Origin of the sequence: Bdellovibrio bacteriovorus (genome assembly GCF_041888015.1) — a bacterium.
In the GTDB taxonomy this organism is placed as follows: domain Bacteria; phylum Bdellovibrionota; class Bdellovibrionia; order Bdellovibrionales; family Bdellovibrionaceae; genus Bdellovibrio.
The window spans coordinates 426,096-444,124 of sequence record NZ_CP168968.1 but is presented as its reverse complement, the minus strand read 5'-3'; the positions used below and the strand labels follow the sequence as shown (position 1 = coordinate 444,124).

Genomic DNA, 18,029 nt, shown 5'->3' with positions numbered 1-18,029 from the left:
AACTTAACGCTGTCTTGATAGTTTTCACTTTTACAAAGGCGCTTATATTAGACCTGAACGGTTTCCGCATTTTGAGAGCAATATTTCTGAACGATCTCCAGAACAGTCTGCTTGCGCACCGGTTTGCCACAATGCTCGTCAGCACCAGCCATCAGACTTTTTTCAATATCCTCTGTAAAGCTGTTGGCCGAAATCACCACCACCGGAGTTCGGCGAAGCCCACGAACTCTTTCGATTTCCCGAAGCTTGCGAATGGTATCTAATCCCGACATCTTCGGCATCTGCACGTCCATGAAGATCAGGTCATAGTGATTCTTTTCCCACATTTCCAGACACTCAAATCCATTGTAGGCTGAGTCCGTGGTCACAAAATCCAGACGCTTGATATAGGCCTTCAGCAGCGTATGGTTTTCCTCCATATCGTCCACAATCAGAACCGTACGACGTCCATTGTCCGACGCCACAGGGTTATTATCCGCAACTGTGAGCTTGGTCGCACTCATATCCATAGACAAACGACTGCTCCAAAGCTCCGCCTTGCGCGAGGCAAATTGCAAAGAGAAGTGAAAGCGCGATCCCACAAACTGACGACTTTCACAGTAAAGCTCGCCCCCCATGGACTGCACCACCCTTTGAGAAATACTCAAACCCAGACCGGTGCCTCCAAAGCGTCGGGTGACCGAAGAGTCCTCCTGACCAAACTCATCGAAGACTTTCTTCAGATTTTCTTTGGCGATTCCAATGCCGGTGTCTTTGACTTCAAAGAAAATCACTTCCCGGCCGTCTTCCGTCGCAGGATAAGGCTGAATGGTCAGCTCGATGACCCCACGATCTGTGAACTTCACGGCATTCCCCAGAAGATTCATCAAGACCTGCTTTAAGCGCAGCGAATCGCCCACAATCCAACGATCATATTCCGGCGGGTGAAACACAAACTGCAGATTCTTGCGCAAAACCGCTGTTGCAATGAGGGCCTGAACCTCACGCACCAGATCGCTCAGCAAAAACTCGCGGCTTTCCATCTGCATTCTGCCGAATTCAAATTTAGAATAATCCAGAATATTATTGAGCATGCTTAGCAGAGTTTCACCAGCACTCTGCAAAGAACTTAGTAGCTCTTTTTGTTCATACCCCAGCGAAGTTTCATTCAGTAATTCCGCCGAACCCAGCATGGCGTTTAAAGGTGTGCGAATCTCATGACTCATGGTGGAAAGGAACAAGGACTTGGCACGAGTCGCGGCCTCCGCCCGGTCCCGGGATTCCTGGAACTGCGCCAGTGCCTTCTTATCCTGCTTGATCACATAGTTTCCGGTCATCCAGACCATCACAGTCAAGACACCATAAGTGACCAGAGCCACAAACCCGAAGAAGAATAAACGGAAGTACAATCCGGAATAGGCTTCCGATTTTTCCTGATAGATCACCAGATGCCAGGACTTGCCCTTGATGGGATTGGAATATGTCAGATAGGTTTTTCCGTCAGCCCCGGGAAACTCCTGAATTTGTTTCTGAGCCTGGATGTTGAAAACCTTCTGCGACAACTTCGGCATCGACTTGAATTCGTCCTGACTTAAAGCGCGCAGATACCGATAGCCCAACAACGGAAGATCTTTGGCAATCAAAGGCAGAACCGGGCGCCCGTGTTCATCAACGATCACGGCACCGCCGGTTTCCCCCAGCTTAAAGCTTCCCAGTCGATGGGCGATATCACCAGCGAGTGTATCAATCCCGACGACGGCCGCCAGCCTGCCAGCCTTATAAATGCCTGTCGTGGTACTGAACATGACCTTTTCCATGTAACCTTTATCGAAATAGAAATCAGAGTAATTGACGTTCTGATTCTTTTCGTTCAGCCACCACCATTGCTGATCGGGATCGCGGTCATATCCAGGTTCGGAAAAAACTTCCGCAATAAAAGTGGATGGTTCATTGTACTGAGGGCTGGCAAAAAGGGAAAAGTCCCGATGCAGGACATAGACATAGGCTTTTTTTCCGAAGTATTCATCGGCCAGTTGCGGCCCCAAGGCCACATAGGCGTTGAACTGGCTGCTGTGAGTGGCAATCGTGGAAGAGGCAAACTGCCGGAACTTATCAATGCGCGTGCCCTTCGGCATAACATCAAACAGCTCCACCATGCTTTTCAGTCGAAGAACGTTGGCCTCTAAAGAAGCGAAGTCATGATTCATACGCTCCACTTCGCGAACCGAAGCGGGCTCCATGCGCTCACGCAATGCTCTTTGTTCCTGAATAAATAAGTGAGTCCCATAGACCCCCAGCACTGTTAAAAGCACCAGAGTGGTCACAAGTTGATTCAATAAAAAGAGATGGACAAAGGTGAGCTTCTTTTTCATCAACCTTCAGCTTAAAAATTAAGCCCTAACCCCACCGTTCCATAGAATGTTGTCAACTTCGCTCCCGATCCGTCTGATTTTTTCTCGAAGTAGTAGTTCTTCAAACCGAAACCGGCTTCACCGAAGAAGCTGGACGTCCACAAAACTTTTCCGTGGAAGTTCAAAACATAGTCATCACCCAACGTGATATCGCTGTCCATGGAAGACACATACTTGATGAATTCCATATCAACCCATTTCGGATAATTCATGAATGGCAGCTTCGAGAACCAATAATCAATCGCACGAGGCATTGAGCGCGCCCAGAACAGGCCCACACCCATCTTGGGAACACTGCTGTCGCCCAAGGTCATGGCTTCATACGCCATAATCAACCCCAGTGTTTCATCCTTTTCCCACAACCCCGGAGTCAGACGATAGCGCAAATCCACATCGGCCACATTCAGACTCACATCTTCAGAACTGCCACCCGCTGTTGCAGCCGGAAGCTTGGTTAAAGAGGTAAAGTACTTCGCACTGACTCCCCAACGCTGTTTGGAAAGATAATAGTTCTGCCAGTCAAACAGATCATTAAACCACCAGGAAACGTGCCCTTCCCCCAGAACCACATAGTCACTGTCACTGGTCACCACTCCGGTCAAACGCAGACTCGCCTCACCCGCGCCAGCGCGGTAGATTTCCATATATGCTTTATGATTTGATTTTTCACCCGGCACATCAAGATGAACTGTGTTCATAGCAAACTTCTGAGGCACCTCAAAATTCCAGGTCGTCACCTTATCTTCGATGTCACGCACAGGGATTTGATCTTGGAAAGAGTACGTCCCTTTCGGGGCCCGGTAAGAAATAAAGCGACGGTCTTTCTGCTTGGGAGGATCGGTAATTTCCAAGCCATAAACAAAAACCCCACCGGATTTTCCCGGGATCACAAGACGGGAATTTTTTTGCGGCAGATCCGCCTGCCACAGGTCATTGGAAGCACCAATCGTGCTTTCAAAACCCAGGATACGAGTGACAGTGCCGTACTGTTCGCCTTGCACAAGTTTAGATTCCACCTTCAAAGGACGCGGTAATTCACCCGTCAGCGTCACCTGACCTGCGCTCTCGGACTCGATCATGTCACGCATAACAGGCGCAACGGGTTCAGATACGAATTCGTAGGTTGCATCTGATGTCAATGTTGCCAGGAACTGAACCGGAGCCCCAACGGCAACTTCTTCTGAACCCTGCAGCTTCTTTTCTTCATTCTGGAAAATCACGCGGGCTGTGGCTTCTGACTTTGTCACGCCGATGTGTGCTTGCCCCTCTTTGATCTCCACGCCATACCACTGAGAACAAATACTGGAATAGCCTTTGCCAGCTTCCGCCCGCAGACAGAGACGGAATCTTTCTCCGTCTTTCCACTGCGGAGCCTTACTGCCACTCAATTCTGCAGACTTCCAGGCACCCGCTCCCTGCACTCGTTGCTTCCACAACTCTTTTCCCTGTTGGCTGATAACAGAAAGATCTCCGCCCGCAACCAGATCATGGTTCCAATTCACGACCAGACTGGAGCCTTCCATCTTTGCCACCAACGACTCACTATTGAAAGTGACGCCGCCAATATCCATCTGCTTACCTTTTGAAGTTTTTAGATCATATTCAACAACTGGATTTTTAACTTTCACTTCTTGATCCATGACCGAGAAGAACAACGGCTTGGAATATTCTGACTCTGTTTTAGAGGCCTCTGGCTTTGGCTCAACTGGAGGTGACGCCTCACGCGCTGCTGTGGCAGGAGACACTGCTTCCTGAGCAAATGAAAGAGAGCAGGCGAAAATGACGATCAAAGATGAAAGCATAAGTTTCACGTAACGTTCCTTCTGCAAATTTTCCTTAACACATAGGGTAATCAAGAAACGCGAGTCTGTCCTTTAAATCAGGGGCAACTCAGACCAAATGCTAGGTAAGATCTGCGTCCAAGTGTGGAATTTTATTAATGTCATACCTCAATAGTGCGATGCATTTGGATTGCAAGCCTTCATACGCTGAAATAGCCTCCCCCCGATCACCTTATAGGAGGTTTTAATGAAAAAGCTTATTATGGCTGCTTTGGTTCTTATGGGTTCTTCCGCAATGGCGGACACAACAATCATGAAATGTGTTGTTCCTTCCGAAAACAACTCTGTGACTTTGACTGTTGATTTGGCTGATGATCAGTCTGTTGACTTCGTTGTGGTTAACTTGGTTGAGCGTGCAAAGACAGCTGTCTTTTTCTCTCAAATGGATAAAGGCACCGTTGCACAACAAATCCAAAATGGTTTCCTGAACCTAATGGCTTTGACTGACAAGTCTGCACAAGTTGACGGTGTTATTGTGAACACGGGCTTCTTGGGCCTGGGTCTTGAAAACGATGGCACCTTCGGTGGCTTCCTAGCTGCGAACGGCAACATCTATCCTTTGTCTTGCACAAAGTAATTTGCTGAACTTCAAAAGGCGTCTGCAAACAGGCGCCTTTTTTTATCTTCCCATCACAGCCCCAGAGTTCGGCTTCAGACACTTAACCTGACATCTTTCCACGACCTTTATCTTCGTACCCGGAACGCAGGTCAGATAAAGCGGATGAACTAAAACCAACGCCTGCTCGTAGCTTACTTTCTTTTTACAAGTTTCCATCAGCAGCTCTTGCACAGATTCAACCTTGCCTGCCTTCGCAGGAATAGACCATAAAATCACAACTGAAAGTATTGGGCCGGTACAGGTTCGCAGTGCAGACAGAATAATCGCTCTCACATGGCCCCCTACCAAACGGAGTAACATCGGGATGACAGGCTTGCAATGAGAGTAAAATTACAATTAGAAGAGATTTGTAAACTAAACTTTATGACAGAACAAATGTAGGACAATCAAAAAAGACAAAAAAAAAGGGAGCTCGAAAGCTCCCTCTTTTCTTCCATTCCCAAAATCCGAAGATCTTGAGTCCGAGCAAATTAACGCTTGGAGTATTGGAATCTACGGCGTGCACCAGCTTTACCGTATTTTTTACGCTCAACCATACGAGGATCACGTGTAACGAATCCAGCTTTCTTAAGAGTTCCTTTGAACTCAGCATTGAAAGCGATCAAAGCACGAGTGATACCCAAACGGATCGCACCAGCTTGTCCAGACTCACCACCACCAGAAACAGTGATTTTAGCGTCGAACTTGCCAAGTTGATTCAAAAGGTCCAAAGGCTGAACGATAACCATTTGAGACTGCATACGAGTCAAATAGTCGTCAGATTTTTTACCATTGATTGTGATTGTACCTTTACCAGGTTTCAAGAAAACACGCGCGGAGCTTGTTTTTCTTCTTCCAGTTGCATAGTAGAATTTATCTGCTGCTGCCATGTTCTATCTCCGATTATTTCTTAGAAGGGAGTGTATAAAGAGCCGGCTTTTGAGCTGCATGAGGATGCTCAGCACCAGTGTATGTCTTCATTTTCGCGATAACGTGACGAGAAAGCTTGTTTGTAGGAAGCATTCCGCGAACAGCTTCGTGCATGATGAAAGTAGAATCTTTCTCTTTCGCCTGAGCTGCAGTCATCTCTTTCATAGAACCGAAGAAGCGAGTATGAGAGTAGTACTTCTTATCCTGCCACTTAGTTCCAGAAAGCTCCATCTTGTCCGTGTTGATAACAACAACGAAGTCGCCAGTATCAACGTTCGGAGTGTAGATAGCTTTGTTTTTACCACGAAGGATAGTCGCTACGTGAGTTGCTACACGACCAACTTTTTGGCCAGCGGCATCGACAATCCACCATTTTCTTTCAACTTCATCTGCTTTTGCATTGAAAGTCTTCATTAGAATCTCCAGTTTCATTTTGAACAGTCAGTTTTACCGTCTGCCTGCTCGGCAAAAATATGTTTGAGTTTAACAACGGGCTCTTACACTATTTTGCGGGAAGGGATGTTTTAAAGTTCTATACACCTATTGTCAAGGTCCTGAGGATAATAAACCTTCATCAGGTACAGACCCTGAGCCGGAGCCGGAGGCCCCGCTTTCATGCGGTCCTGAGCCGCAATAATCTCCTGCATTTTAGAGGGGTCTAGTCCCTTACGCTCCAAAAACAATGAGGTCCCCACAATATTGCGGACCATTTGCTTCAAGAAACCACTGCCCGTGATCGTGAACTGCATGACTCCGGGCTTACGCCACTCCCAGTCCGCCTTATAGATCTCACGAATGGTGTCCTGAACCGGGGTTCCGACCGATTGGAAGCTCTTAAAGTCTTGATTTCCCAAGAGATATTTTGAACTTTCCTGCAAATGTTCGATATTGACTGGCAAGCGGATCCAGTCCGCATAACGATTTAAATGGGCGCTGGGACGAGGCTTATTCACTATAAGATATCGGTAGGTCTTATGCGTGGCCGACAAAGTAGCATGAAAGTCGTCCGGGGCAATCCAGGCCTTCTTCGCCACAATGGAAGGTGGCAAATGAGAGTTCAAAGCCCAACACAGGTCCCACTTCTTCGCCGGGTCCATCTTGCGATGCGTAGAAAAGTGGCAAACCTGATTCAGAGCATGAACCCCGGCATCCGTTCGTCCCGAGGCAAATAATGTGATTTTTTCATTGAAGACCTTGGACAAGGCCTCTTCAATAACCTGAGCGACCGAAACCTGGTCTTCGGGTTTTTGCTTCTGCCATCCGCAGAATCCTGTTCCGTCGTATGCAACGGTAAAGCGCACTTTTGTCGTCATGCGCGGGAACCTATCAGTTTCCCTTCTGTCCCGCAACCTCACCCTGTCCAATTTTCACGGGGCATTGCAATCCCGCGGTGAAAAGCGTACTTCTCTGGACGCCTTAATTTTCAATATTTATCAGGAGAATAAAATGAAAGCTTTGATCGCTGCTTTGCTGTTGGTTTCCGGTTCCGCAATGGCTCAAACTTCCCAAGTTAACCAGTCCCGTCCAGACGATTTCTACGTTGATTTCATCAGCTGGTGTGAAGAAAACAACGTTATGGGTTACGACAATAACAATCAGGTTTATGTTCGCGCGAACTGCAGCACTCAAGGTCAAACTTGCTATCAGGCAGTTACTCACCGTCACGCTAGAACCATCTACACTGCAACTTGTGTTAACAAGTAAGAAATAAAAAAGGGGCCCTCGGCCCCTTTTCTTTTAGTAGTCCACCGTCACACCGGCGGCGACGATTCCCGACGAAAAGTCCACATCATCCGTGAATGTCTGCAACTGACGATACTCTAAAGAAATCCACAGATTCTTGATGCCGTATTCAGAACTCAGTGTAAACGCCGTATCCCGGCTCATCGCCGAAACATTGAATAACAATCCACCGGCCCCATAAACGCCCGGCGTTCCCACCAACGAAGGGGATTTGCCGTCATCGCGAATCTCAGCAATACCAATATAAGTTCCACCCGCTGAAATGTACGGAGCCACCCACTGACGATGCCCCCACTCCAGACGATAGATGCCCCCCAGACTGATGGGAATAGCCAGGAACGTGTATTCTTCCTTCGCCTGCTGATCCGGGAACTGCGGGTCTGGAATAATAAAGCGTCCCTGCCCAGTGGCGTACATAACCCCAATCCCACCCTGAAGTCCCAAACTGCCAAATGAGTTAAAGGGCTTCCATTCATAATCAAACATGAACAACGGCTGAGAAGAGTTGCCATACATAGAGCTAAAGTCAGTCACACCATCCGCAGACTGAATTTTTGGAGGATCCATCATTCCCACGCGGAACGTACCGGACTCTTTGGATCCGGCCGCAGGCTTCACACGGTAAATATAGGCACCATCTTTTGTGATGGTCATCAAACCCTTTGCGGCCTGAGGATGCTGAATGTATTCAACTCCGCCACTTTTTGAACGACGAACCACTTCCACGTTCGGAGTCTTTTGGACCGGAGCCACCTCATAAGCTGGCTCTGCGGGTGCAGATGGTTTTTCCTCTACAACCGGGGAAGCTTCCTCTTCAAACAGAAGATCTTCTTCAGCCTTCGATTCACCCGGACTTTGTTCGTTCAAATTAACAGTTTCTTTTTTGCTTTCCGGTGAAGCACTTTGAATTTCATTCTCGACGGATTCGGCTTCACTTGTGAAAAGATCATCCGCTGGTGGTGGCGTTTCAAATTCACTCTCTTCTTGTACGAAAGGAGGCTCCTGCGGCGCGGACTCTTCTTGGGCCTTTGCTGCGTGGAAGGCTAAAACCGCCAGCAAAACGACAAAGTGCTTATGCCAGGATTTCACAATACACCTCTTACTTTACGAACTCGGAACCAACGGCGATACATTCCGTAAGCGGAAGCTCCCGCCAAAGTCAAAACAAGCAACGTCGTCCACAATCCAAAAGCCACACTCAAGCGGGCGAAAAACAGCAGCGGCCACAAAGCCGCACGAACGGCCGTCTTGGCAAATTCATTGTCAGAAATCCATCCAGCATAAAAAGGACTGTGCTTGTAATAGAGTTTCACAAACTTCGTCCCGACAGAGTTGCTCAGCAAATATTTGTTGCGGAAGTCGCGGAAGCTTTGCACCTCAGGAGCCATTTCACTGCCAAACGCCGCCGTTGCAATAAAGCAGTGCTTGTCATCCAAAAGTCCCACAACCTGCGACGGCGTGGCACACAGATCTGTGGCCGTCACCCCGCCAGAGGTTCCCGGCAGCGGCGTATAGAAAGAGATAATTCCTGTTTGATCCTGGTTCGCCATCACCATGCAATAGCGCACTTCATTTTCCAGACCATCAATGCGGTTGTCCTGTTCAGGAGAAATCAACTGCATGATGTCCGAGGCATTGGTGATATTCGCAATGGTGGTATTGTCATCTTCCCCTTGCAGCTGTTTACGGAAGAAGAACACAGGCCCTGTATATTCAATACCCGCAGCTGTCGTTGCGGGGTACCCATCGGCGCGGCCCAACTGATCTGCATAGATCTTGGCGTCACCACGATAAACTGAGAAATGGCAATAACCTGAACCCGGTGTCACTTGCGAGTCTTCAGCGGGGCAGTCCTGATAAACCAGATCCTGCCCTGCTGTGATCGCACGGCCATAGACCTTGAAGGTCAAAAGATCGTTCGTGGTTGTGGAATCAGAAGTGGTTTTGAACCCAAGCGCAAATTCACCGGAAAAACTTTTGGTACAGTTTTCGTTGTCTGTGCCCATCGCGCGACAAAGCTCAAACCACTGAATCTGCGCTGTCAAAATACCATCTGTCATGGTTGGGGAAACACTCGGCGTGAAAGTCGTGTCGTTGATTTTAAAAACCGCATCCGTTACCGCCACCGAAGTGTTACTGGACTGAATACGAATGGTGAGGCGAAGAGTGGGATACGCATTACGCTTATTGCAGGGCCACAGCTTGCTGCCCCCGACCGCCTCGCCGGAACAACTGTCACATGTTTTGGTAACATCGGAGGAAGTACAACTGCCAGCAAAGCCTGCGAAAAGCTTCGGAGTCGCCGCCACAGAAAAGTCCGTGTGTGATGCACCCTCAGCCGAAACCAGTGTGATTGTCGCAAAACTGGAAGTTGAAAAAAGCAGACCACCCACTAACGTGGATAGAGCCCAAGACTTATAATTGTGAATTCCCGTCCATGGAAAGAGTCTCATCCTTTAATCGAACCATGCTAAGGTCCGGAAGTCAAAAAATGGACCCCGCCCAGACCTTAGTCGAAGAAAATCTTTTCAGCGATCTGAATCCCATTCAGAGCCGCCCCTTTGCGGATGTTGTCAGACACCACCCACATCAGCCACATGTTCGGATTCTCCATATCACGGTGAATACGACCCACGTAAACCGGGTCTTTGCCAGACACATCGCGAGCTAGCGGATAAAGACTCTTTTTCGGCTCGTCCTGCACAACAATGCCATCCTGACTTTGCAAAGCGGCTGTCACTTCGTCGTGACCGACAGACTTCTTCAAGGTCACCCAGACCGATTCACTGTGAGCATTCAATGCCGGGATACGAACGGTGAAAGCAGACACCTTCAGATCATTCTGACCCAGAATCTTACGGGTCTCTTTCATGATCTTCACCTCTTCACTGCAATAACCCTGATCATTGAAAGACCCGATTTGAGGAATGCAGTTGAACAGGATTGTGTGCGGGAATGTTTTTGGCTCATGGTCCTTTTGATGATTGGAGGTTTGATCCATCAGTTCATCATATCCACCCTGACCGGCACCACTGACGGCCTGATACGTACTAACACGCACCTCTTCCAAGCCAAACTTTTCATGAAGTGGCTTTAACGCCACCACCAGTTGAATGGTCGAGCAGTTGGGATTGGCAATAATCTGTGGTTTAGAGTCTTTGTTCACCAAATGACCATTCACTTCCGGAACGATCAAAACAGTGTTCGGGTCCATGCGGAAAGCCGCAGAGTTATCCACCGCAAAAGCCCCGGCAGCAACAGCCTTGGGTGCCCACTCTGCGGAAATATCATCCCCGGAAGAGAAGAACACCAGATCCAGACCGTCAAAGCAGCCGTCTTTAAGAACCTGCACCGGCCATTGCTGACCTTGCAGTTCAATTTTTTTACCCAGGGAATTTTCAGATGCAAAAGGGCGCAACTCTGCAATAGGGAAGTCGCGCTCTGCCAGGATATTCATGAACGTTTGGCCGACCATTCCGGTCGCGCCCACAACACCGACTTTAAGTTTTCTTTTCATCTTTCGCTGCCTCTTCTTCCTCGTCTTCGAGGACTAGGTCGCTCTCATGCACAGAGGCCGGAGCGTAAACACTTGGCTTGATCTTACGGATATTTTTTCCGAGCTTGAAGACACCAAAAACAGCACCCAAAGCAGCATAAGCCATGAAGAGAACAAACAACATCACTTCAGGACGAAGTGCGACAACAACAAGAACACCCAAGCCCAGGATCAAATAACGGAAAGGCAAACGCTCTTTCAAGTCCAAATCCTTAAAGCTGCGGAAACGGAAGTTACTGACCATTACCAAAGCCAGCAAGATCGTCATAATCAACAAACCGTAGTTACCAAGTGGTTCCAACTCCAAGTCCTGGAAAGCCAGAACGGAAGACGCCACGATACCAGCCGCCATCGGAATTGGCAGACCTTGGAAGTAGTTCTTTTCCACCACGTTCGCTTGAACGTTAAATCGCGCCAAACGAAGCGCACCGCAAGCGACAAACAGGAAGCACGCCACCCAGCCCAAACGGCCAAATGGTTGCAAAGCCCACAAGAACAACAACACACCCGGTGCCATGCCAAAGCTGACCAAGTCACACAAAGAATCGTATTCCGCACCGAACTTACTTGTGGAACGGGTCAAACGCGCCAAACGACCATCCAACTGGTCAAAGACCGCCGCCACAACAATCGCGTAAGCTGCGTAAAGATAGTTGCCTTTGATGGATTGAATAACAGCAAAGAAACCTGAGAACAGATTTCCTGTCGTCATCAGATTTGGAAGGATATAAATGTACATTGCCAAGCGCTGAGCCTTGGCGTCTTCGGAGTCAATTTTATCAATGTGAGTTTCAGTAGCCATAATATCCGCCTTTAATAGGACAGACATTATCCTAGCGCAGAGAAAAATCCAAAGAAATAAAACAGGATGGTCAACCCCACCGCACTCATCAGAGGAAGAGTCAAATTGTCGTCAAGCTTTGCGATAGGAATCAGCTCTGCAAAAGCGCCCACCAAACCTGCGAACAAACTGACTACGATCAGACGATCCATCAGATAGTTGTGGTAGATTAAATAAATGAAAGTCACTGCAGCGCAAACAAAGAACGCCGCCATGAAACCCTGAATGGATTTGTGGCCAAAGATTTTATCTTTGCCATACAAGATTCCAAAATAGCTTGCGATAGGGTCCGCAAAAGCCAGGAACAACAAGGTCAATGCAACAATGGATCTTGGGAACAAAACGTCCACGATCAAAACACCACTCAAAAGGAAGGTGGTACCCGCCAGCTTTTTTACTTCGCTTTGACGCATGATCGGCTTGAACGCATGCATTGCCCAATCATTCAAGGCTGGGTATTTCAAACGCAGGAAATCAAATGGAACAAACAAAGACCACGCGACCAAAAGAATGGCCATGGATACCGCAGGTGGCAAATAAACATAAGCCAGGAACATCGCGAAGACTCCGGACATATGCCAAATTTTACGAGCATAATGAATGTCCGAGCGTTTTTTTAAGTCCACAGGTTGGGTTATTCCTTCAATTAGCATCAACAAGTCCATCACTATCCGCACGGTTATCGTGGGACGGGGGCTAACTTAAAGGCAGACAGAGGCAAGATCAATTTAATTGATCTTACTCTAGCCGATCGCATTAAGTGTTTGTATTTTATGGTTTAAATTTGATTGGAATGAACCAGCACAACCTCTTCAACGGCTTTTCCTGGGCCATCATGATAACGAATCGTAATTTCGTTGTCGCCCTTCTGCAGTTGAATCAAATCGGTTTGGTATTTGTCAGTGCCTTTTAAGAAAACAGAGGCCGTATAGCCATTGCTTTTATTGACGATCTCAAGGGTTCTATCGCGAAGACAGTTTTTACCCTCAAATTGGACATAGCTGCCCTCAACCCGCAAAGGGCTCTGGGCCTTCTTCGCACAACGCAAGTCAATCTGTGCAAGATGAGAGATCGCTGAAGAAACCTTATTTGCAAGCGCTGGCACACTGGCCGGTGTTCGCCCCCCGGTCAAAGAAGGTCCACGCCCTGCCGCCGCCAACTCGGGAAGCCCAACGTCTTCCTCCGTCAAATTCATAAAGGTTGGCACCCCCAAAAAGAGCACCAAAACAAATGTCACAATGAGAAATTGTGTGTCTGACGGTTGACGTTTAAACATAGTTCTTTGATCGGAAATTCAGCGCCAGACTTTAGCTGTGTCGTTTTGAGAAAAACTCCAAAAAACCAGACTTTCGCTTTAGTTTTTCCATGATTATTCCGTATTTAAGTCTAGGCACTAAAGGGGATGGTGACATGAACGGACGTATTTTGCGAAAAATTCGAAATTTTCGAGTTCTTTCGGCGATTGTTGTCGCTTCACTCACCATCGTGAGTTTTCAAAACTGTGCGCCACCGAACTCTCTTTGCGGCAGTGGCACAGACTGCGAAAAAGAAACTGGCGAAGGTTCATCTTCGTCCGGCTCCAAAGGTTCCAACGGCAATTCTTCCATTTGGGGTTCGCGCCCCGGCGGCAGTGGCGGTATTAATTTGGGCGGCGGCTCTAGTGGCAGTGGCGCCCCTGGCTCTGGAGGTTCTTCCGGAGGAGCTGTAACCATCGGTGGTGGCGGTTCGTCAGGAGGCTCATCCGGTGGAGGAATCAATATCGGCGGTGGCGGCTCCTCAAGCGGAGGCAACGGCGGTGGTGATGGCCCTCTTAAGATCGTCAATCATCCAAGCAGCGTCAGCGTTATGGAAAATGGCAGCTTCCAGCTTGAAGTGACCTTCAGTGGAGGAACTTCTCCTTATACTATTCAGTGGTATCACAACAACCAAGCTATCACCAATGGCATGGGTCACTACAACTTCTATTCAGACTCTGCAGACAGCTGGCACAATGAAGGCACCTACCACGTTGTGGTCAAGGACGCCCGCAATCAATCGGTTCAAAGTAATTTGGCCCGCGTGACGATTCTCGAGCCCGCCGTAGGATGTCCTGCTGGTCGCTACTTCACCTATACCAATGCCAGTTACGATCAGGCTTACAACTATTTCACTGAATACTTCGACGGACCTCGCGGGAAGTTCCTGCTGCATCAAAGCTATGACCGCTACAATGCCCTGTTCCCATCACCGAGCTTCAGTAAGCTGAGCAGCTATGATGTTCCGGCCCTTAAGTATCTGGATAAAACCTGGATGAGTTGCCGAACGACCATTCCAAGAGTTCATGTCCCAACCACGAATCCTAACTATGACTACGACTATGGGGATCGTTACGCGGATAACTCGTTGTGGAAGTATACCGGGGAAGTTCAGTTTGAATGCCGTAACAACAAACTGAAGCTCATAGGCAATACATGTAAATGGGTCCAACAACCCTACAGCAATAACAACTAAATAAAAAAGGGCTCTTTTGTAAGAGCCCTTTTTTTATTTCTACTTTTTATCAATACTGATTGCGAACTTTTTAACTCCGGCACCTTTGACGATGTCCAGAAGGCCCACCACTTTTCCGTGGGGCACGTCTTTATCCGCTGAAATGATTGCCTGTACATCCGCGTTCTTACCGACTTCATCTGTCGCTTTCAAGCGAACGTCTTCTTCAGAAACAAAGCTTCCATTCAGGTTGATTCGACCGTCTGCCGTCAAAGCAATATTCAACTTGCTTGGCGCAGTCTGATCACCGCTGGCTGCTTTTGGCAGATTCACATTGATAGTGGGCTTCATAAACATGGGCGCTGTCACCATGAAGATGATCAACACCACAAGGATGATATCCACCAGCGGAACGACGTTAATGTCCGCTATGGCTTCATTATTGTCGCTGTTATTCATTGCCATTGTTATACACCTTTTTTCTTAGCGTAAGCCAAGCACAACTCTTTCACGCTTTCCAGGTTCTGGAATACGCCGCGAACCTGTTTGCTGTAATAGTTGTAAGCTGCTACCGCCGGGATCGCCACGAACAGACCCGCCGCCGTTGCAACAAGGGCCATGGAAATACCCGCCATCACGGTCTGCTGACCAGCTTCTGGAGCCGTCGCCAAGTCGTTGAAGGCTTTCATGATACCCAAAACCGTACCGAACAATCCGATATACGGCGCATTGGAGCCGACCGTTGCCAGGAAGCCCAGGAACTTTTCAAGCTCTGGACGCTCGGTCAACGCGAAGGTATTGAAGATTTCAGAAAGACCTTTGCTTCCCGCATCTTTCATATGTTTCAAAGCGTAACCCGCCGCGCGACCTTCAATAGAGTTCGGATCTTTCGCAAGATCTTCAACATCTTCCAGGCTGTTGCTTTGCAACGCCAGCTTGATGCGTGCGCGAACTCGCTGAGACTCAGCGGAAATTTTCTTCAAAGCAAAGTAGCGCTCCAGAATCATGCCGATGCTCAGGACGCTGAGAACAAGCAAGATCCACAAAACGACCTGATCCGCCAAGTGGGCAACTGTAAATATTTTTTCCGTGAGCATGGGTGATTTCCTCCAAATCTTTGACTGCGCAAAATTATTGATCCATTATCACTAAAACCATTACATACGGTCAAGGTATGCGGAAAATCATTTTAACTCTCACACTGCTCCTTCTGAGTTTGGTCCAGCTCTCTTGCCAGACACACGACAGGAAATCCATTCTGATCATTGCCGTTGATGAATTGACCATCAGCGACGTCAATTGCAATCAAGAAGCCCCCGAGAGGTCTGGTTTTCAATTGCTTTGCAAAGAGTCCGTGCGTTTCACCCACGCTTTTTCGCCCTCCCCCCTATCCGTCCCGGCTTTGACCTCGCTTCTGACTGGACTTTATCCCTATCAACACAAGGTTCGTCACAATGGCGGTCCGGGTCTGGCGGCCGAATTTGAAGTGGCGTCCGAAGTCGCTTTGGATCAGGACTATCGCACCAGCTTCTTTTCTGGAGGGGCTCCCGTCTTTCGCCGAACGGGTTTAAATCAGGGGTTTGAGCTTTTCGACGACAATATTGTGCCGTCATTCCGCAGTTTAATCCGTCCTTTTAAACAAAATGCGGATGCCTTTCGACAATGGGTCCATCAGGATGCTGCTGGCATGGCCTTCTTTAGCGTGATCTATATTCCGGATCTGCTTTTCACCACGACAGAAACGATTACGGACCTGGGCGAAACCCGCAATCTTAGCTTTGAAAGCCAATTGGATGAATTGGATGAAAGCCTCTATGAGCTTTTTCAGGATCTGAAAAGCAGTGGACGCTGGGATAAAACCACAATCCTGCTTGTTGGTTTGAATGGACACACCGGCAATGATCGCCCGAAGGAACTTAGCACCATGAATTTGCATGGTGAAAATACCCAGGTGGCCCTGTTCATCAAGCCTTCGCAAAAACAAAAACGCGATGAAGCCATTCATTGGAAAATTGACCAGAATGTCAGCCTGGTGGATGTGGGTCGCACCGTCTTCCATCTTTTGGGTGAAAGCATTGTCGACCAAACCTCGTCTGCATTCCCTGCGCTGTCTTTGGTCGAAGTTCTGAAAAGTCCCAATGCCAACTGGCCTGAAGACCGCCCCTTGTTGCTGGAGTCCGGCTGGGCCCTGTGGCGCAAGGCCGGCCCACTAAAAACAGCGGCCATTTCCAATCACGTTCTGCTGATCAATGACGAAAAACCGCGTCTGTACAACACACTGGTGGATCGCTTTGAAACCAACCCACTGCCCCTGCTGCAGGAAAGCATTCTTCCCACCACGCAACGCCTGCAATCCTTGCTTTACAAAAATCAGTTTCCTGCATTTTTCCCTTTGGCTTCAGAGTGGACCACGAAGCTAAGTCTGCCGTTCTCGCGCTGGATGCGCCCGGATCAGGAAGCTTTACTTTTGAAAGACCTGAAACGCCTTTTGCAGATTCAGCCCGGCAGCCTGGATCTTTTAAACTGGACAGCACAGATCGCCTTGAATCAAAAAGACTGGGAAACATTGAAACACCTGGGCAGCAAAAACAAGGTGTCCACATGGCAGTTCATTGCTGAAAAAAATCTGGGCACCAAAAATGCCAAAGTTTCAGATTCTTGCTTTGATTTGATTTCAGCCAAGTCCATCAATACCGACAACCTGAAAAACTGCGGGGACCCTTTGTTCCTGGAGTGGATTGACTGGATTCGGGCGGATGCGCGAGGTTTGTCGCGCGATACCCAGAAAAAGCGCTTTGAACGTTCGTTTAAAAACTACATGCTGGATCAACAAATTCAGCGCACGAATATCGCTGCCGGTCTTATTTGGGATACATCCCGTGACAATGTGTTTGCCCCTTCACGGGTAGAACTGGCGTTAAGCCTTCCGGAATTCAGCAAATTGCGCAGTCAGGTTTATAAGAATCTGACGGTAGAAGACCTTTAGTCGGCATCCACATCTATCAACCCCAACCAGAACGGTGATTCAGGGTTTTCCTGAATCATCCCGGTCGTAACTGAAGACAGATCCAAAGAGTTGCCTTCGCGGGTCCACAAGGTGGTCGCCACACGACTGCTGGCCAGAAGAACCAATCGATCCCCCTCGTTCACCGACGTATGCCCACAATGAATATAGCAAGTTGGATCCAACCCCAAAAGCTGCGCTGGCAAAGGTGGCAATTGCGAGGACTCCGATTCACTGGATAAATCCAGTCCCACAGACAGGGGCTGCAATCTTTGATTTTTTCTTTGAATAAATAAACTGGGACAGCCCACATGAGCCCATGCCAACTGCGATCCTCGCTTGAAGATCGCCATCAGTTCCACACCCGAAAAGTATTCGGCGCGATTCTCGCCCCTGTATAGCAGATCATTGGCAATCAGAATGCCCGTGCGCACATAGTTCACTTCATCTGTCAGGCAAGTCAGAAATTCAAACGGAGACGTCACTTCCACGTCGGCTTTGGCGGAACTGACATACTTCACCACTTCATCCAAGGCACGCCCGGCATGTTCAGGCTGCCCCCAAGAGGTGGCTACCACAATCAGGCTTCCATCCTCTTCACGATGAATTAACGGTTTCGGGCGCAAAATCTTGGTGCTATAGGACCGCTCTTGCATT

19 protein-coding genes are annotated in these 18,029 nt (G+C 48.4%); 4 read left to right on the top strand and 15 right to left on the bottom strand.

Going from position 1 to position 18,029, the window contains the following annotated elements; genetic code table 11:
- Positions 1-47: 47 nt before the first annotated feature.
- Together ACES2G_RS02240 and ACES2G_RS02235 are read right to left on the bottom strand one after the other, a co-directional pair.
- Complete coding sequence (locus tag ACES2G_RS02240; protein ID WP_374001201.1) at positions 48-2,351, bottom strand: ATP-binding protein; 2,304 nt, start codon at positions 2,349-2,351, stop codon at positions 48-50.
- A gap of 11 nt (positions 2,352-2,362) precedes the next feature.
- Positions 2,363-4,192: a hypothetical protein gene (locus ACES2G_RS02235; protein ID WP_347356236.1), complete on the bottom strand. Its 1,830-nt coding sequence runs from the start codon at positions 4,190-4,192 to the stop codon at positions 2,363-2,365.
- Positions 4,193-4,418: 226 nt separating this feature from the next.
- Here ACES2G_RS02235 and ACES2G_RS02230 point away from each other — a divergent pair, with 226 nt between their 5' ends.
- Complete coding sequence (locus ACES2G_RS02230) at positions 4,419-4,808, top strand: hypothetical protein (RefSeq protein WP_347356056.1); 390 nt, start codon at positions 4,419-4,421, stop codon at positions 4,806-4,808.
- A 42-nt stretch (positions 4,809-4,850) separates the two neighbouring features.
- Here the strand turns inward: ACES2G_RS02230 and ACES2G_RS02225 are convergent, their stop codons facing one another.
- From ACES2G_RS02225 to truA, 4 genes are all read right to left on the bottom strand, one after another.
- Positions 4,851-5,123, bottom strand: coding sequence for a hypothetical protein (locus tag ACES2G_RS02225; protein ID WP_347356054.1), 273 nt, complete (start codon positions 5,121-5,123; stop codon positions 4,851-4,853).
- Between the two features lie 197 nt (positions 5,124-5,320).
- Complete coding sequence (rpsI, locus tag ACES2G_RS02220) at positions 5,321-5,719, bottom strand: 30S ribosomal protein S9 (RefSeq protein WP_374001200.1); 399 nt, start codon at positions 5,717-5,719, stop codon at positions 5,321-5,323.
- A 13-nt stretch (positions 5,720-5,732) separates the two neighbouring features.
- Entirely contained in the window at positions 5,733-6,173 is a 441-nt protein-coding gene (gene rplM / locus ACES2G_RS02215) for a 50S ribosomal protein L13 (RefSeq protein ID WP_374001199.1), read from the bottom strand.
- Between the two features lie 110 nt (positions 6,174-6,283).
- The gene (truA, locus tag ACES2G_RS02210) at positions 6,284-7,072 is read right to left on the bottom strand and encodes a tRNA pseudouridine(38-40) synthase TruA (RefSeq protein ID WP_374001198.1); all 789 of its coding nucleotides are present in this window, start codon (positions 7,070-7,072) and stop codon (positions 6,284-6,286) included.
- A 133-nt stretch (positions 7,073-7,205) separates the two neighbouring features.
- Between truA and ACES2G_RS02205 the strand changes: the two genes are divergently transcribed.
- Positions 7,206-7,463, top strand: a complete 258-nt coding sequence (locus ACES2G_RS02205; RefSeq protein ID WP_374001197.1) for a hypothetical protein — start codon at positions 7,206-7,208, stop codon at positions 7,461-7,463.
- Positions 7,464-7,496: 33 nt separating this feature from the next.
- Here the strand turns inward: ACES2G_RS02205 and ACES2G_RS02200 are convergent, their stop codons facing one another.
- The 6 genes from ACES2G_RS02200 to ACES2G_RS02175 form a co-directional block, all read right to left on the bottom strand.
- Positions 7,497-8,591, bottom strand: a complete 1,095-nt coding sequence (locus ACES2G_RS02200; RefSeq protein WP_374001196.1) for a hypothetical protein — start codon at positions 8,589-8,591, stop codon at positions 7,497-7,499.
- Complete coding sequence (locus ACES2G_RS02195; protein ID WP_374001195.1) at positions 8,588-9,955, bottom strand: CFI-box-CTERM domain-containing protein; 1,368 nt, start codon at positions 9,953-9,955, stop codon at positions 8,588-8,590. The genes ACES2G_RS02200 and ACES2G_RS02195 overlap by 4 nt, the downstream gene beginning before the upstream one ends.
- Before the next feature lie 56 nt (positions 9,956-10,011).
- Positions 10,012-11,019 carry an aspartate-semialdehyde dehydrogenase gene (locus ACES2G_RS02190; protein WP_347356042.1) on the bottom strand — a complete coding sequence of 336 codons (1,008 nt, stop codon included), beginning with the start codon at positions 11,017-11,019 and terminating at the stop codon, positions 10,012-10,014.
- On the bottom strand, positions 11,003-11,860 hold the full coding sequence (gene pssA / locus ACES2G_RS02185) for a CDP-diacylglycerol--serine O-phosphatidyltransferase (RefSeq protein WP_347356040.1): 858 nt from the start codon (positions 11,858-11,860) through the stop codon (positions 11,003-11,005). The genes ACES2G_RS02190 and pssA overlap by 17 nt, the downstream gene beginning before the upstream one ends.
- 26 nt (positions 11,861-11,886) lie before the next feature.
- On the bottom strand, positions 11,887-12,474 hold the full coding sequence (locus ACES2G_RS02180) for a diacylglycerol/polyprenol kinase family protein (RefSeq protein ID WP_374001194.1): 588 nt from the start codon (positions 12,472-12,474) through the stop codon (positions 11,887-11,889).
- A 203-nt stretch (positions 12,475-12,677) separates the two neighbouring features.
- Entirely contained in the window at positions 12,678-13,094 is a 417-nt protein-coding gene (locus ACES2G_RS02175) for a hypothetical protein (protein ID WP_347356036.1), read from the bottom strand.
- Positions 13,095-13,309: 215 nt separating this feature from the next.
- Here ACES2G_RS02175 and ACES2G_RS02170 point away from each other — a divergent pair, with 215 nt between their 5' ends.
- Positions 13,310-14,389, top strand: a complete 1,080-nt coding sequence (locus tag ACES2G_RS02170; protein WP_374001193.1) for an immunoglobulin domain-containing protein — start codon at positions 13,310-13,312, stop codon at positions 14,387-14,389.
- Between the two features lie 39 nt (positions 14,390-14,428).
- Here the strand turns inward: ACES2G_RS02170 and ACES2G_RS02165 are convergent, their stop codons facing one another.
- Positions 14,429-14,833 (bottom strand): ExbD/TolR family protein, encoded by a 405-nt coding sequence (locus ACES2G_RS02165; RefSeq protein WP_374001192.1) that lies wholly within the window; start codon positions 14,831-14,833, stop codon positions 14,429-14,431.
- A gap of 2 nt (positions 14,834-14,835) precedes the next feature.
- Positions 14,836-15,465 (bottom strand): MotA/TolQ/ExbB proton channel family protein, encoded by a 630-nt coding sequence (locus tag ACES2G_RS02160; RefSeq protein ID WP_347356030.1) that lies wholly within the window; start codon positions 15,463-15,465, stop codon positions 14,836-14,838.
- Between the two features lie 77 nt (positions 15,466-15,542).
- Between ACES2G_RS02160 and ACES2G_RS02155 the strand changes: the two genes are divergently transcribed.
- Positions 15,543-17,354, top strand: coding sequence for a sulfatase-like hydrolase/transferase (locus ACES2G_RS02155; RefSeq protein WP_374001191.1), 1,812 nt, complete (start codon positions 15,543-15,545; stop codon positions 17,352-17,354).
- Here the strand turns inward: ACES2G_RS02155 and ACES2G_RS02150 are convergent.
- Positions 17,351-18,028 (bottom strand): hypothetical protein, encoded by a 678-nt coding sequence (locus ACES2G_RS02150; RefSeq protein ID WP_347356235.1) that lies wholly within the window; start codon positions 18,026-18,028, stop codon positions 17,351-17,353. The genes ACES2G_RS02155 and ACES2G_RS02150 overlap by 4 nt on opposite strands.
- Position 18,029 lies beyond the last annotated feature (1 nt).

Bases quoted from the DNA above. Each gene is read 5' to 3' on its own strand.
- pssA (WP_347356040.1), bottom strand. From the start codon at position 11,860: ATGGCTACTGAAACTCACATTGATAAAATTGACTCCGAAGACGCCAAG.
- ACES2G_RS02230 (WP_347356056.1), top strand. From the start codon at position 4,419: ATGAAAAAGCTTATTATGGCTGCTTTGGTTCTTATGGGTTCTTCCGCA.
- ACES2G_RS02190 (WP_347356042.1), bottom strand. From the start codon at position 11,019: ATGAAAAGAAAACTTAAAGTCGGTGTTGTGGGCGCGACCGGAATGGTC.
- ACES2G_RS02165 (WP_374001192.1), bottom strand. From the start codon at position 14,833: ATGGCAATGAATAACAGCGACAATAATGAAGCCATAGCGGACATTAAC.
- ACES2G_RS02205 (WP_374001197.1), top strand. From the start codon at position 7,206: ATGAAAGCTTTGATCGCTGCTTTGCTGTTGGTTTCCGGTTCCGCAATG.
- ACES2G_RS02235 (WP_347356236.1), bottom strand. From the start codon at position 4,192: ATGCTTTCATCTTTGATCGTCATTTTCGCCTGCTCTCTTTCATTTGCT.
- ACES2G_RS02175 (WP_347356036.1), bottom strand. From the start codon at position 13,094: ATGAATTTGACGGAGGAAGACGTTGGGCTTCCCGAGTTGGCGGCGGCA.
- ACES2G_RS02150 (WP_347356235.1), bottom strand. From the start codon at position 18,028: ATGCAAGAGCGGTCCTATAGCACCAAGATTTTGCGCCCGAAACCGTTA.
- ACES2G_RS02170 (WP_374001193.1), top strand. From the start codon at position 13,310: ATGAACGGACGTATTTTGCGAAAAATTCGAAATTTTCGAGTTCTTTCG.
- ACES2G_RS02160 (WP_347356030.1), bottom strand. From the start codon at position 15,465: ATGCTCACGGAAAAAATATTTACAGTTGCCCACTTGGCGGATCAGGTC.
- truA (WP_374001198.1), bottom strand. From the start codon at position 7,072: ATGACGACAAAAGTGCGCTTTACCGTTGCATACGACGGAACAGGATTC.
- ACES2G_RS02155 (WP_374001191.1), top strand. From the start codon at position 15,543: ATGCGGAAAATCATTTTAACTCTCACACTGCTCCTTCTGAGTTTGGTC.
- rpsI (WP_374001200.1), bottom strand. From the start codon at position 5,719: ATGGCAGCAGCAGATAAATTCTACTATGCAACTGGAAGAAGAAAAACA.
- ACES2G_RS02180 (WP_374001194.1), bottom strand. From the start codon at position 12,474: ATGTCCGGAGTCTTCGCGATGTTCCTGGCTTATGTTTATTTGCCACCT.
- rplM (WP_374001199.1), bottom strand. From the start codon at position 6,173: ATGAAGACTTTCAATGCAAAAGCAGATGAAGTTGAAAGAAAATGGTGG.
- ACES2G_RS02240 (WP_374001201.1), bottom strand. From the start codon at position 2,351: ATGAAAAAGAAGCTCACCTTTGTCCATCTCTTTTTATTGAATCAACTT.
- ACES2G_RS02195 (WP_374001195.1), bottom strand. From the start codon at position 9,955: ATGAGACTCTTTCCATGGACGGGAATTCACAATTATAAGTCTTGGGCT.